The 14315-nt window shown below is 66.3% G+C and carries 14 protein-coding genes; 7 read left to right on the top strand and 7 right to left on the bottom strand.

All coding sequences use genetic code 11. From position 1 onward, the window contains the following. Positions 1–20: 20 nt before the first annotated feature. The 5 genes from purB to BN1121_RS07745 form a co-directional block, all read right to left on the bottom strand. Complete coding sequence (purB, locus tag BN1121_RS07725) at positions 21–1391, bottom strand: adenylosuccinate lyase (protein WP_005359311.1); 1371 nt, start codon at positions 1389–1391, stop codon at positions 21–23. Positions 1392–1426: 35 nt separating this feature from the next. Continuing rightward, positions 1427–2041: a high frequency lysogenization protein HflD gene (gene hflD, locus BN1121_RS07730; protein WP_005359312.1), complete on the bottom strand. Its 615-nt coding sequence runs from the start codon at positions 2039–2041 to the stop codon at positions 1427–1429. A gap of 24 nt (positions 2042–2065) precedes the next feature. Continuing rightward, positions 2066–3169, bottom strand: a complete 1104-nt coding sequence (gene mnmA / locus BN1121_RS07735) for a tRNA 2-thiouridine(34) synthase MnmA (protein ID WP_005359313.1) — start codon at positions 3167–3169, stop codon at positions 2066–2068. 97 nt (positions 3170–3266) lie between these two features. After that, on the bottom strand, positions 3267–3716 hold the full coding sequence (locus tag BN1121_RS07740) for an NUDIX domain-containing protein (RefSeq protein WP_005359315.1): 450 nt from the start codon (positions 3714–3716) through the stop codon (positions 3267–3269). Positions 3717–3720: 4 nt separating this feature from the next. Continuing rightward, on the bottom strand, positions 3721–4521 hold the full coding sequence (locus BN1121_RS07745) for a pseudouridine synthase (RefSeq protein ID WP_152424736.1): 801 nt from the start codon (positions 4519–4521) through the stop codon (positions 3721–3723). 188 nt (positions 4522–4709) lie between these two features. Here BN1121_RS07745 and icd point away from each other — a divergent pair, with 188 nt between their 5' ends. Further along, positions 4710–5963, top strand: coding sequence for an NADP-dependent isocitrate dehydrogenase (icd, locus tag BN1121_RS07750; protein ID WP_005359319.1), 1254 nt, complete (start codon positions 4710–4712; stop codon positions 5961–5963). Between the two features lie 77 nt (positions 5964–6040). On the opposite strand, the gene BN1121_RS07755 is transcribed toward icd, so the two are convergent. Further along, positions 6041–7495 (bottom strand): SulP family inorganic anion transporter, encoded by a 1455-nt coding sequence (locus BN1121_RS07755; RefSeq protein ID WP_005359321.1) that lies wholly within the window; start codon positions 7493–7495, stop codon positions 6041–6043. Positions 7496–7695: 200 nt separating this feature from the next. On the opposite strand from BN1121_RS07755, the gene BN1121_RS07760 reads away from it, so the two are divergent. The 6 genes from BN1121_RS07760 (at position 7696) to befA (ending at position 12761) form a co-directional block, all read left to right on the top strand. Further along, positions 7696–8061: an ArsR/SmtB family transcription factor gene (locus BN1121_RS07760; protein ID WP_005359327.1), complete on the top strand. Its 366-nt coding sequence runs from the start codon at positions 7696–7698 to the stop codon at positions 8059–8061. 1 nt (position 8062) lies between these two features. Beyond that, positions 8063–8425 (top strand): arsenite efflux transporter metallochaperone ArsD, encoded by a 363-nt coding sequence (gene arsD / locus BN1121_RS07765; RefSeq protein WP_043158075.1) that lies wholly within the window; start codon positions 8063–8065, stop codon positions 8423–8425. Between the two features lie 9 nt (positions 8426–8434). Further along, the gene (gene arsA / locus BN1121_RS07770) at positions 8435–10177 is read left to right on the top strand and encodes an arsenical pump-driving ATPase (protein ID WP_043597558.1); all 1743 of its coding nucleotides are present in this window, start codon (positions 8435–8437) and stop codon (positions 10175–10177) included. 42 nt (positions 10178–10219) lie between these two features. Further along, positions 10220–11260 (top strand): ACR3 family arsenite efflux transporter, encoded by a 1041-nt coding sequence (arsB, locus tag BN1121_RS07775; RefSeq protein WP_005355737.1) that lies wholly within the window; start codon positions 10220–10222, stop codon positions 11258–11260. A 14-nt stretch (positions 11261–11274) separates the two neighbouring features. Next, the gene (gene arsC / locus BN1121_RS07780) at positions 11275–11700 is read left to right on the top strand and encodes a glutaredoxin-dependent arsenate reductase (RefSeq protein WP_005355735.1); all 426 of its coding nucleotides are present in this window, start codon (positions 11275–11277) and stop codon (positions 11698–11700) included. A 287-nt stretch (positions 11701–11987) separates the two neighbouring features. Then, complete coding sequence (befA, locus tag BN1121_RS07785; protein WP_005355733.1) at positions 11988–12761, top strand: beta cell expansion factor BefA; 774 nt, start codon at positions 11988–11990, stop codon at positions 12759–12761. A 63-nt stretch (positions 12762–12824) separates the two neighbouring features. Here befA and BN1121_RS07790 read toward each other — a convergent pair whose 3' ends face one another. After that, the gene (locus tag BN1121_RS07790) at positions 12825–14258 is read right to left on the bottom strand and encodes an NAD(P)/FAD-dependent oxidoreductase (protein WP_005355731.1); all 1434 of its coding nucleotides are present in this window, start codon (positions 14256–14258) and stop codon (positions 12825–12827) included. Positions 14259–14315 lie beyond the last annotated feature (57 nt).

Here is a 14315-nt window from a genome sequence, read left to right on the forward strand (position 1 = left end):
CCCTTTAGGATAATGGACGCTTACTTGAGCTCGTCCACCAGGCGCTGGGCGGCGCCTATGTAGTTGGCAGGCGTCAGCTTCTTGAGCTCCACCTTCACGGCCTCGGGCAGCTCGAGCGTATCGATAAAGGTGCGCATCCCTTCGGCGTCGACGCGGCGGCCACGGGTCAGCTCCTTGAGCTTCTCGTAGGGCTTCTCGATGCCGTAGCGGCGCATCACGGTCTGGATCGGCTCGGCCAGCACTTCCCAGTTGGCGTCCAGATCGGCGGCCATGGCGGCGCCGTTGGCTTCCAGCTTGGAGATCCCCTTGAGGGTCGCCTGGTAGGCAATCAGGGAGTAGCCCACGGCCACGCCCAGGTTGCGCAGTACGGTCGAGTCGGTGAGGTCTCGCTGCCAGCGGGAGATGGGCAGCTTGGAGGCCAGGTGCTGGAACACGGCGTTGGCCAGGCCGAGATTGCCTTCGGAGTTCTCGAAGTCGATCGGGTTGACCTTGTGCGGCATGGTGGAGGAGCCGATCTCGCCCGCCACGGTGCGCTGCTTGAAGTGGCCCAGTGAGATGTAGCCCCACACGTCGCGATCGAAGTCGATCAGGATGGTGTTAAAGCGAGCCAGGGCGTCGAACAGCTCGGCGATGTAGTCGTGCGGCTCGATCTGGGTGGTGTAAGGGTTCCAGGTGAGGCCCAGAGACGTGACGAACTCCTCGGAGAACTGGTGCCAGTCCACCTCCGGGTAGGCGCTGATGTGGGCGTTGTAGTTACCCACGGCGCCGTTGATCTTGCCGAGGATCTCGACCGCCATGATCTGCTTGAACTGGCGCTCCAGGCGATAGGCGACGTTGGCCATCTCCTTACCCATGGTGCTCGGGGTGGCCGGCTGACCGTGGGTGCGTGACAGCAGCGGCAGGTCACGGTATTCGTGTGCCAGGCGCTTGATCTCGCCAATCAGCTTCTCGCAGTAGGGCTTGATGACGGTGTCACGGGCGGTGCTGAGCATCAGGCCGTGGGAGTTGTTGTTGATGTCTTCGGAGGTGCAGGCGAAGTGGATGAACTCGGAGACGGCCTCCAACTCCGGCAGCTGCGACACTTTTTCCTTCAGGAAGTACTCGACCGCCTTCACGTCGTGATTGGTGGTGCGCTCGATCTCCTTGATGCGGGCGGCATCAGTCTCACAAAAGCCACTGACGATCCCGTCGAGCAGTGCGTTGGCGTCGCGGCTGAAGGCGGGTACTTCCGGAATACCGGCGTGACTGGCCAGCTTTTGCAGCCAGCGCACTTCCACTTCAACGCGAAAACGCAGCAGACCGTATTCGGAAAACAGGGGGCGCAGCTCGGCCGCCTTGTCGCCGTAACGGCCATCGATCGGGGAAACAGCAGTCAGCGCTGACAGTTCCATGTGGTGAACTCCTGATGGTTTGTGTGGGGGGTAAATCAGTATCGCTTGGCGAGCTCCACCATCTTCTTGCGGGCGAAGATGATCTGGGTCCGGCTGCCGCCGACCTGGCGCCACAGCACCACGGCGCGGATGCCGGCCAGCAGCAGGGCGCGCACCTTGTGCTGCACCATGGGCTGCTGCAGATACAGCGGGGTGCCTGCCACCTGGATGCGCGGGCCTATCGGGCTGATGAGGTCGCTGTAGATGCTTGCCATGTTGGAGACGATCTGCTCGTCGAGCAGATCGAAGTGCTGCAGCTGTCGGTCGATCTGACCGATCCGTTCACTCAGCATGCCCAGCAGATCCTTGCGCTTGGCCAGCTTGCGCTCCAACGCGATCAGGCTGACCACGTAACGGGTCAGCTCGGCATTCTTCTGGTTGCCGTCGGCGCCGAGCTGCTCGACCAGGGCGCGGTAACCGTCGCGAATGGCCAGATGGGTGTTGTTGTAGACCTCGAGTGGGTGGCTCGGGTTGGTCACCAGAATGCTGGAGAGGCTCTCGCGCAGAGCCACCTCATCACAGGAGCCGTTACGGGCCACCTGCTGCACCAGGGCGGCCGCCTGGCAGATGCCGGCGAACGCCATGGTTCTGTCTTGATACTTGTCGCTCACGTGTCGTCCCTTATTGTTGTGCGATCAGGAGTGGCGGAAACGCTGCTCGATCACGCCGCCGCCGAGGCACTCTTCCCCGTCGTAGAAGACGGCAGACTGGCCCGGGGTGACGGCGGCCACCGGCTCATCGAAGGTGACGCGGATGGTCAGATCGTCGATGGGCTCGATGAGGCAGGGGATGTCCTGCTGGCGATAGCGGGTCTTGACGGTCGCACGGCGGGGCTCGCGGATCGGGGTGCGATCGACCCAGTGCAACTGGCTCGCGATGAGGCCGTCGGAGTAGAGACGCGGGTGCTCCCCTTGTGCCACCACCAGCGTGTTGCGCGCCACCTCCTTGTCGACCACGTACCAGGGCTCTTCGCCGGCGTCTTTCAGACCGCCGATCCCCAGCCCCTTGCGCTGACCCAGGGTATGGTACATGAGCCCCTGATGCTCGCCGATGATCTTGCCATCCACGGTTTCAATGGGGCCCGGCTTGGCCGGCAGATACTGGGCCAGGAAGTCCTTGAACTTGCGCTCGCCGATGAAGCAGATCCCGGTGGAATCCTTCTTCTTGGCGGTGACCAGATCCAGCTCTTCGGCGATGCGGCGCACCTCGGGCTTTTCCAGGTCGCCGACCGGGAACAGGCTCTGGCCGACCTGGGCTTCGCTCAAGGTGTAGAGGAAGTAGCTCTGATCCTTGTTGCCGTCGAGGCCGCGCAGCAGGCGCGGGCGGCCTGTGCTGTCGTCGCGGCGCACATAGTGGCCGGTGGCGATGTAGGTGGCCCCCAGCTCCTCGGCGGCAAACTCCAGGAACGCCTTGAACTTGATCTCCTTGTTGCACAGGATGTCCGGGTTCGGCGTGCGGCCGGCCTTGTACTCCTCGAGGAAGTGCTCGAAGACGTTGTCCCAGTACTCGGCGGCGAAGTTGATGGTGTGCAGTTCGATGCCGAGCTTGTCGCAGACGGCCTTGGCATCAGCCAAATCCTGGGCGGCAGAGCAGTACTCGTCCGTGTCGTCCTCTTCCCAGTTCTTCATGAACAGGCCTTCGACCTGGTAGCCCTGCTGTTTGAGCAGGTAGGCCGAGACGGAAGAGTCCACGCCGCCGGACATGCCGACGATCACCTTGATTTGGCTGTTGTCTGTCATCAGTTGTGAAAATCCTTGAAATTGACGGGGCGCATTCTACCAGAAATTCGCGCCCCGGGTCACATTGGGCTGCACCCGGTCGCGGCCCGCGCCGCGCTCATAAATGAGCCTGCAGGGCGTGCAGCGGCAGGCGGGTGCCGGCCAGGTAGTTTTCGACGGTTTGCCACACCAGGGGGCTGCGCAGCGCAGCGCGGTGGGCGGCGAGCTCGCTGATGCTCCACCAGTGGCAGGCGAGCACATCGCCGTCGGGATCCTCTGGATGGTGGTCGCCGGGTGGGTTTTCAAGATCGAACACGAAGGCGACCCGCACAAAGGTGGCGGCGCCATCGCGGGGGCGAAACAGGCTGGTGCCGAGCCAGGCGCTTGGGCTGGCCACCAGGCCGCTCTCTTCGCGCAGCTCCCGGCACACCGCCTCGATCAGGGTCTCCCCCTCTTCCACGTGGCCGGCGGGTTGGTTGAAGCGGCGCTCGCCCCCTATCTCCTCCTCCACCATCAGAAAACGCCCCTGCCAGTGGACCAGGGCGGCGACCGTGAGTCGGGTCTCCATGGGATCACTCTCCTTGCTTGTTGCGGGCGGGACGGCGGGCCGTGCCACGTCCCTTGCCGGCCGGACGGGTGCCCTGGGGGGCGGGGGCATGCCCTCTGGCTCTGGGCTTGCCCGGCGGTTGCTGCGGCGCCTTGCCACCGGGCAAGGCGGGGGCCGGCACGGCGCGATACTCACCCGGTGCCAGATCGCCCAACGTCCACTCGCCGATGGCGTAGCGGATGAGGCGCAGGGTCGGATGGCCGATGTGGGCTGTCATGCGCCGCACCTGGCGGTTGCGTCCCTCGACGATGGTGATCTCGAGCCAGCTGGTGGGGATCGCCTTGCGCTCGCGGATGGGGGGCGTACGCTCCCACACGGCGGGCGGCGCCATGCGGCGCACCCGGGCCGGCAGGGTCGGGCCGTCGTTGAGGGTCACCCCGGCGCACAGGGCCTGGATCGCCTCGTCAGTGGGCTCCCCTTCTACCTGCACCCAGTAGGTCTTGGGCTGCTTCTCGCCCGGCTGGGTCAGGCGCGCCTGCAAGATGCCGTCGCTTGTGAGCAGCAAGAGCCCCTCGCTGTCCCTGTCGAGCCGGCCGGCGGCATAGATGCCGGGCTCCTTGATGTAGTCCTTGAGGGTCTCGCGCCCCGCCTCGTCGGTGAATTGGCACAGCACCATGTAGGGCTTGTTGAACAGCACCATCTGGCGCGCCGTTGGGGCCGGCCGTTGGGGCTGCGCCGGACGGTTGGCGGCGCGCGGCGCGGCGTTGCCCGGGCGGGTGGGGTGAGGCCCGGTGGGGCGGGAGCGGACGGGTTTAAACGGGGCCATGGGCGAGCCGACCTGGGGGCAGTAAAACAATGGCGCGCAGTGTAGCAGAAGAGGTCGGGGCCGGGCCAATCGGGGCAAATCCGATGAGTCACAAAGGCCGACGGCGCCATTTCTTTTCAGGGAGGGACGGGCTAAGATGGCCCCGCTCTACTTACACAATGATAACAATCGGATGTTAGGAGATGCCGATGGAAAGCAAAGTAGTTATCCCCTCCCAGGGTCAGAAGATCACCGTCGCCGCCGGCGGCAAGCTGAATGTACCGAACAACCCCATCATCCCCTACATCGAGGGTGACGGCATCGGTGTCGATGTGACCCCGGCCATGCTCAAGGTGGTCGATGCCGCGGTCGAGAAAGCCTACAAAGGCGAGCGCAAGATCGCCTGGATGGAGATCTACACCGGCGAGAAGTCGACTCATGTCTATGGCGAAGGTGCCTGGCTGCCGGCCGAAACCCTGGATTTCATTCGTGAATACTGCGTGGCCATCAAGGGCCCGCTGACCACCCCGGTCGGCGGCGGTATTCGCTCCCTCAACGTGGCTCTGCGCCAGGAGCTGGATCTCTACATCTGCCTGCGTCCGGTCCGTTACTACGAGGGCACCCCGAGCCCGGTCAAGCGTCCTGATCTGACCGACATGGTGATCTTCCGCGAGAACGCCGAAGACATCTACGCCGGCATCGAGTGGAAAGCCGACAGCGACGAAGCCAAGAAGGTGATCGCCTTCCTGCAAAACGAGATGGGCGTGAAGAAAATTCGCTTCCCCGAGACCTGCGGCATCGGCATCAAGCCCATGTCCAAGGCCGGTACCGAGCGTCTGGTCCGTGCCGCCATCGAGTATGCCATCGACAACGATCGCGACTCCGTGACCCTGGTGCACAAGGGCAACATCATGAAGTTCACCGAAGGTGCCTTCAAGGATTGGGGCTACGCCCTGGCCCAGAAAGAGTACGATGCCCAGCTCATCGACGGCGGCCCCTGGTGCTCCTTCAAGAACCCGAAAACCGGCAAGACCATCGTCGTCAAGGACGTCATCGCCGACGCCTTCCTGCAACAGATCCTGCTGCGTCCGGCCGAGTATGACGTCATCGCCTGCATGAACTTGAACGGCGACTACATCTCCGACGCGCTGGCGGCCCAGGTGGGCGGCATCGGCATCGCGCCGGGTGCCAACATCGGCGACGGCGTGGCCCTGTTCGAAGCAACCCACGGCACCGCGCCGAAATACGCCGGTCAAGACAAGGTCAACCCGGGTTCCCTGATCCTCTCTGCCGAGATGATGCTGCGCCACATGGGCTGGGTTGAGGCGGCCGACCTCATCATCAAGGGGATGGAAGCGGCGATCCGCAACAAGACCGTCACCTATGACTTCGAGCGTCTGATGGAAGGTGCCACCCTGCGCTCCTGCTCCCAGTTCGCCCAGGACATGGTCGACCAGATGTAAGTCTGTGAAGATGCAAAAGGCCAGCCCCAGGGGGCTGGCCTTTTTTATGGGCGTGTGGCGCCTGAAGCGGCGTTCGGTCAGGTCGCCGGGGCGAAGCGGCCGAGCAGGGCGGCGCTGGCGTCGCTCACCCCCGTCAGCTGCACCTCGGTGCCGGCTGCCTCGAAGCGGCGGCGCACCGTGCTCAGGGCCTCGGCGGAACTGAGATCCCAGAAGTGGGCGTCACTTAAGTCGATCACCACCCGCTCGAGGGATTCGCCGGTGTCAAAGCCGGCGCAGAACTGCTCTGTGCTGGCGAAGAAGACCTGGCCGTGCACCCGGTAGGTGCGGGTGGCGCCGTGGCGCTCGCTGTCGCTGTGCACCAGCAGGGTACGCGCCACCTTGTGGGCGAAGAAGAGGCAGGCCAGCAGCACCCCGGTCAGTACCCCGAGGGCCAGGTTGTGGGTCACTACCACCACGGCCACCGTGCTCAGCATCACCAGGTTGGTGGCCAGGGGTATCTTGTGCATGCGCAGGACTGAGCCCCAGGAGAAGGTGCCGATGGATACCATGATCATCACCGCCACCAGGGCGGCCATGGGGATCTGGCGGATCCACTCGTCCAGGAACACCACCATGACGATGAGCAGGGCCCCCGCCACCAGGGTGGAGAGGCGGCCGCGGCCACCGGATTTCACGTTGATGACCGACTGGCCGATCATGGCGCAGCCCGCCATGCCGCCCATCAGGCCGGCGGCGATGTTGGCCAGCCCCTGGCCCTTGCACTCGCGGTGGCGATCGCTGCGGGTGCCGGTCATCTCGTCGACGATGGCGGCGGTCATCAGGGATTCGAGCAGCCCCACCACGGCCAGGGCGGCGGAGTAGGGGAAGATGATGGCCAGGGTCTCGAGATTGAGGGGCACCTCGGGCCACATGAAGACCGGCAGGGTGTCCGGCAGGGCGCCCATGTCGCCGACCGTGCGCACCTCGAGGCCGAGGCCGACGCTCACCGCGGTGAGCAGCACGATGCACAGCAGCGGCGAGGGGAGCAGGCTGCCGATGCGCGGCAGGCGCGGGAACAGGTAGATGATGCCAAGCCCGGCTGCGGTCATGGCGTAGACCTGCCAGCTGACGTTGGTCAGCTCCGGCAACTGGGCCATGAAGATGAGGATGGCCAGAGCGTTGACAAAGCCGGTCACCACCGAGCGCGAGACGAAGCGCATCAGGGCGCCGAGGCGCAGGTAGCCGGCCAGGATCTGCAGCAGGCCGGTGAGCAGGGTGGCAGCCATCAGGTATTGCAGGCCGTGCTCGCGCACCAGGGTCACCATCAGCAGGGCCATGGCGCCGGTGGCGGCGGAGATCATGGCCGGGCGGCCGCCGGTGAAGGCGATGATGACGGCGATGCAGAAGGAGGCGTAGAGCCCCACCTTGGGATCGACGCCGGCGATGATGGAGAAGGCGATGGCCTCCGGGATCAGGGCCAGGGCCACGACCGTGCCCGACAGCAGATCCCCCCTGACGTTGCCAAACCACTCTTGTCTGATGCGCTCACGCATGGATTGTTCTCGCTCGTTGCTGGCGCTCTGGGCGCGTGTTGTCGTTATGGGCGCGGTGGCCGCGCGGCGCGCGACTCTAACAAAGGGGAGGGGCAGGGGCAAGGCGACAGGGGAATCAGGTGATGGTGAATTGATCGTTTCAATATTTCTTGTATAGTTGAAGTGTTGAAGCGAATCGAGGAGATCACATGTCACAACCCATGCCTTCCGAGAGCGCCGTCAGGGTGCTCGAATCCCTCGCCTCACCGGTGCGGCTGGCCGCCTGGCGCCAGCTGGTGCGGGCCGGGCTCGATGGCATGGTGGCCGGGGAGCTGGCCACGGCGCTCGAGGTGGCCCCCAACACCCTCTCGTTTCACTTGAAGGCCATGCTGGGCGCCAACTTGCTGAGCGTCGAGCAGGAGGGGCGGTTCTTGCGTTATCGCGCCAACATCCCCCTGATGCTTGGGCTCATCGGTTATCTCACCGAGGAGTGCTGCGCCGGTCACCCCGAGGCGTGCGAGTCTTTGCGCGCCGATGCCGGCTGCTCCCCGGCCGTGCTGCCCCCCACCTGTTGCAACAAGGAGTGATCTGATGACGATCCAACTCTTCGATCCGGCGCTCTGCTGCGCCAGTGGCGTCTGCGGCACCGAGGTCGACCCGGCCCTGGTCGCCTTCGCCGCCGATCTGGCCTGGCTGCGCGAGCAGGGGGTGGCCTTTGAGCGCTACAACCTGGCCCAGCAGCCCATGATGTTTGCCGACACCCCGGCGGTGAGCGCCTTCCTGGCCCTGGCGGGCGAGGAGGGGCTGCCGCTCACTCTGGTCGATGGTCAGGTGGTGCTGACCGGGCGCTACCCGAGCCGGCGCGAGCTGGCCCGCTTCGCCGGCCTGGCCGCCCCTTCCCCGATCAAGGGGATCGTCAAACCCTGTCAGCCCGGCAGCGGCTGCTGCTAAGGAGAGACCATGCTGGCCTTTTTGCACGATGCGCCCCCCTATCTCTTCTTCACCGGCAAGGGGGGGGTGGGCAAGACCTCGCTCGCCTGTGCCTGCGCCATCGCCCTGACCGGGCGCGGGCGGCGGGTGCTGCTGGTGAGTACGGATCCCGCCAGCAACGTGGCGCAGGTGTTCGAGACCCCCATCGGCAACCGGATCACGACCATAGGATCGGTGCCGGGGCTGTGCGCCCTCGAGATCGATCCCCATGCCGCCGCGCGCGACTATCGCGAGCGGATCGTCGGCCCGGTGCGCGGCCGTCTGCCCGAGGCGGTGGTGCACCGCATCGAGGAGCAGCTCTCCGGCGCCTGCACCACCGAGATCGCCGCCTTCGATGAGTTCACCGCCCTGCTCACCGACCCGGCCCTGCGCGCCGAGTACGACCACATACTGTTTGACACGGCGCCGACCGGCCACACCCTGCGCCTGCTGCAACTGCCCGGCGCCTGGAGCGAGTTTCTCGAGCAGGGCAAGGGGGATGCCTCCTGCCTCGGCCCCCTGGCCGGCCTCGACAAGCAGCGCCACCGCTACCGCGCCGCCGTGGAAGCCCTGTGTGACGGAATGCAGACCCGGCTGGTGCTGGTGGCCCGCGCCCAGGGGGCGACCCTGCGCGAGGTGGCCCGCACCGGCAAGGAGCTGGCGGCCCTGGGTATCACCCATCCCCATCTGGTGCTCAACGGCCTCTTCCCCGAGTCGGCCATCGCCGGGGATCCCCTGGCCGCCGCCCTGTGGCGGCGCGAGCAAGAGGCCCTCGCCCAACTGCCGGACGATCTCGCCACCCTGCCCCAGAGCCGGCTACCGCTGCTCGACACCAACCTGGTCGGGGTCGGTGCCCTGCGCGCCCTGCTGGCAGGGCAGGGGAGTGGCGCGTCGGCAGCGGTCGAGGTGGCGCCCTCACCGCTGCCGCCCTTGAGCTCGCTGGTGGACTCCCTCGAGGGGGAGGGGCATGGCCTCATCATGCTGATGGGCAAGGGCGGGGTGGGCAAGACCACCCTGGCCGCCGCCGTCGCCCTGGAGCTGGCGCGCCGTGGTCATCGGGTGCACCTGTCGACCTCGGATCCGGCGGGGCACCTGAGCGAGACCCTGGCGGGGGAGTCACAGACGCTGACCGTCAGCCGGATCGATCCCGAGGCAGAGACGGCCCGCTATCGCGAGCAGGTGTTGGCGAGCAAGGGGGCCGGTCTCGATGCCGCCGGCCGCGCCCTGCTGGAAGAGGATCTACGCTCCCCCTGCACCGCCGAGATCGCCGTGTTCCAGGCGTTTTCACGCATCATCCGCGAGGCGGGGCGCCAGTTCGTGGTGATGGACACGGCCCCGACCGGCCACACCCTGCTGCTGCTCGACGCCACCGGCGCCTACCACAGGGAGGTGGCGCGCCAGATGGGCAGCAAGGGGCTGCACTTCACCACCCCCATGATGCAGTTGCAGGACCCGGCGCGTACCAAGGTGCTGATCGTGACCCTGCCCGAGCCCACCCCGGTGCTGGAGGCGGCCGCCTTGCAGGCCGACCTGCGCCGCGCCGGCATCGAGCCCTGGGGCTGGCTGGTCAATCAGGTGCTGCCGGCCACGGTGAGCGCGCCCCTGCTGCGGCTGCGCGCATGCGCCCAGCGGCCGCAACTGGCGGCGGTCACGGCCCAGAGCCAGCGTGCGGCCAGCGTGCCGCTGCAGGTGGCCGAGCCGGTTGGCACTGCGGCCCTGCTTGCCCTTACTTAACCCTAAGTCCAGGGGGGATCCCCCCCTCAATACGGAGTCTGTATGTCTCACCCCTCTGCCAGCCCCATCGGCTTTTTCGAGCGCTACCTCACCGCCTGGGTGGCCCTCTGCATCCTGGTCGGCATCGCCCTGGGTCAGGGGCTGCCCACGCTCTTCAAGGCCATCGGCGCCCTCGAGGTGGCCCGGGTCAACCTGCCGGTCGGCCTGCTCATCTGGGTGATGATCATCCCCATGCTCATCAAGATCGACTTCGCGGCCCTGCACCAGGTGCGCGAGCACGTGAAGGGGATCGGGGTGACGCTCGTCATCAACTGGCTGGTCAAGCCCTTCTCCATGGCCTTGCTGGGCTGGCTCTTCATTCGCGGCCTGTTTGCCGATCTGCTGCCGGCGGATCAGCAGGACAGCTATGTGGCGGGGCTGATCCTGCTCGCCGCCGCCCCCTGCACCGCCATGGTGTTTGTCTGGAGCCGGTTGGTGAACGGCAACCCCTACTTCACCCTCTCCCAGGTGGCGCTCAACGATCTCATCATGGTGGTGGCCTTTGCCCCTCTGGTGGCGCTGCTGCTCGGTGTCTCCAGCATCACTGTGCCGTGGGATACCCTGCTCACCTCTGTGCTGCTCTATATCGTGGTGCCGGTGATCCTGGCCCAGTGGCTGCGCCGACGCGCCCTGGCTCGCGGCACCCTGGAGCCCCTGCTAACCCGGATCCAGCCCTGGAGCATGGCCGCCCTGCTGCTCACCCTGGTGCTGCTGTTTGCCTTCCAGGGGGAGCAGATCCTGGCCCAGCCCCTGGTGATCGCGCTGCTGGCCGTGCCTATCCTTATCCAGGTCTTGTTCAACGCAGGGCTCGCCTACTGGCTCAATCGCGCCGTCGGTGAGCAGCACGCGGTGGCCGGCCCCTCGGCCCTTATCGGGGCGTCGAACTTCTTTGAGCTGGCGGTGGCCGCGGCCATCAGCCTGTTTGGCTTTCACTCCGGGGCGGCGCTCGCCACCGTGGTCGGCGTCCTCATCGAGGTGCCGGTCATGTTGCTGGTGGTGCGCATCGTCAATCGCAGCAAGGCCTGGTACGAACAATCCCGTTAACTGAGACTCCTGTCATGACATCCATCACCATCTATCACAACCCCGAGTGCGGCACCTCGCGCAACACCCTCGAGATGATCCGCAACAGCGGCGTCGAGCCGACCGTCATCCACTACCTGGAGACCCCGCCCGATCGCGCCACCCTGGTGGGGCTGATTGCCGCCATGGGGATCCCGGTGCGCGCCCTGCTGCGCCAGAATGTGCCCCCCTTCGAGGCGCTCGGACTGGCCGAGGATCGCTTCAGCGACGACGAGTTGATCGACGCCATGCTGGCCCACCCCCTCCTCATCAACCGCCCGATCGTGGTCACCCCGCTCGGAACGCGCCTGTGCCGTCCCTCCGAGCGGGTGCTCGATCTGCTCCCCGATCAGCAAAAAGGGGCCTTCGCCAAGGAGGACGGCGAGCAGGTGGTCGATGCGCACGGCAAGCGCCTGAAGTAGGCAACACGGGAAGCGCGAGGGAGGCATGGGCCTCCCTCTTTTTTGGCGGCGGGCGCATGGCGCAAAAAGACCGGCGAGAGGGGCTCCCGGTTCAGGGCTGAGACAGGAAACCTGGCGACAATAAGCGCAGGTTCGCGGCCGCGAAAGGTGAGCAGGGGATCTTCCTCGCGAAACCGGTTGGCCGGGCATCATAAGAGACCGCTTTGGCTGGGGCGAGCCCCCAGCGGCGTGTATGCTGGAGAGCGTGACCCCTTTCGCCCTTGCGGGCAACTGACACGGAGAGAGCCATGAAGATGCGCACCCTGACCCTGCTGCTGATGGCGCTGGTGGCGACACCGGGCCATGCGGACTGGGACAAGATCAAGTCGGCGGCGGGCCAGCTCGGCGACGCCCTGAGCGAGACCGGCAAGGAGGCGTGGCAAAACGTCTCGGATTTTTCCAAACAGACCTGGGCCTCCATCTCGAGCTGGGGCGCCAGCGCCTACAACCAGGCCGGTGAGTGGACCGATCAGAGCGTCGCCAAGGGCAAGGAGTGGCTGACGGTGGCGGACAAGAAGCTCGACGAGATGCTCGAGCCCAAGACCCCCGAGCAGGCGCGCACGGCCCTCGACACCATGGCCGACACCGCCCTGGTGCGCCTCTTCAACGAGCAGCCCTCGGCCAAGCTGCTGTTTGACAAGGCCTATGGTTATGCGGTGTTCGACTCGCGCAAGTTTTCCCTGATGCTGCACACCAATCAGGGGGCCGGGGTGGCGGTCGATCGCCACAGTGGCAAACACACCTACATGAAGATGTTTGGCGCCGGGCTCGCCGCCGGCTTTGGCGGCAAGTTCTATCAGCAGGTGATCCTGTTCGAGAGCCGCGAGACCTTCGAGCGCTTCGTCACCCAGGGGTGGGAGGCGACCTCCGAGGTGGGGGTGGTGGCGGGCAAGGAGAGTGCCGAGCTCAAGGGCAAGTACAATGGCGGCATGGCCATCTACCAGATCGGGGAGAAGGGGCTGCTGCTCGATGCCAACATCTCGGGCTCCAAATATTGGGTGGACAAGGATCTCACTCGTTAAGCAGGAGGGCGGCCATGGCCGCCCTCTCGACTTGCACAGGGCCTGTTGCCATCGCCCTCGATGCTACTGCATCAGTGCCTCCAGGGCATCGGCCAGGGGGGTGACCAGCTTGAGGGGCAGGGAGGGCCTGACTGGACGGCGCAGCAGCCGCTCCTCGAGTTGGAACAGCCCCGAGATGGCACCGTAGCCGAGCCAGGGGATGGGCTCGGCCTCCCAGCGTCTGAGATGGGTGGTGAGGGCACCGCGATAGGCCCAGGGTTGGGTGGCGAGCGAGCCGTCGCCGCCCAGGATCAGCTCGCTCAAGGTGTCGGCGAAGAGCAGGCTGGCGCCCACGCCTTCGCCCCCGTAGCCGCCGAGGGTGGCGAGCCCGAGGCGGGGGTCGAACAGGGCGTGGGGGCGAAAGCGGCGTGCCATTCCCAGGGTTCCCCCCCAGCCATGGGTGATGGCCACCCCGGCGAGGTGGGGGAAGAGGGCGGCCAGCAGATCCGCGCGCAGATCGAACTCATCCCCCTTGGGCGCGTCGCCAAGGTGCCTCGGCGTGAAGGGAAAACGGGTCCTGACTCGGCCCCCGAAGCGATAACCGCCGCGGGCACCAAACACCAGGCGCCCATCGGCGCTGCGCTGGCCATAGGTGATAAGGCGCGAGGCGTCGGCAAAGGTCTCATGGCGATGCAGGCCAATGCGTTGCCACTGGGACTCGCTCAGGGGCTCGGTGGCGAGCAGCAGGCTCTGCACCGGCAGGGTGGCGCCCTCATCGAGCCCAAGCAGCCGCTGATACCCCTCCAGTGCCGAGACGATCACCCCGGCGCGTACCGTATGTTCCTTGAGATGCACTCTCCCCGGGGAGAGGCCTAACACCGGACTCTGCTCGTAGAGGGAGACGCCGGCCGCCTCCACCGCCCTTGCCAGGCCCCGCACCAGCTTGAGGGGATGGACTCGGGCGCAGTGAGGGGTGTAGAGGGCGAGATCGCCGCCCGGCAGCTCGAGCGCCTCTCGCGCCTGAGCGCCCTCGAGGCGCCGCACATCCTCCTCCCCGAAACCGGCCTGGCGCAGGGTGGCCAGCTCCTCCTCGAGGCGCAGGCGCTGCTCGGGGTAGCGGGCGGCCACATGCAGGTTGCCCCCGTGCACGAGACTGCACTCGATCCCGAGCTCTGCGATCTCGGCTGCCGCCCTGGCCACGGTACCGGTAATGAGGCGCCGTGCCTGCTCGCGCCGCTCCCCGTCGAGCATGGCCAGATAGCTCAGATCGCCCGAGAAGCCGCCCATGAGCCAGCCCCCGTTGCGTCCCGAGGCGCCTTCGCCGGCGATCCCGGCCTCAAGCAGGGCGATGCGCAGGGAGGGATCTCGCCGTTTGAGCCGCAAGGCGCTCCACAGACCCGAGTAACCGGCACCTATGATGGCGATGTCGACGTGGAGATCCCGGGTGAGAGGGGGGCGAGGGGTGAGGGGCTCCCCCAGGGTGTGGGCCCAGAGGGTGTCAGCCAGGGTGTGGGACATGCAGCGAACTCCGTTTCGACTGTTTGCATCACCCTACTGGGAGGGGAGACCCGGACC

It is taken from the genome of Aeromonas diversa CDC 2478-85 (assembly GCF_000819805.1).
In the GTDB taxonomy this organism is placed as follows: Bacteria; Pseudomonadota; Gammaproteobacteria; order Enterobacterales; family Aeromonadaceae; genus Aeromonas; species Aeromonas diversa.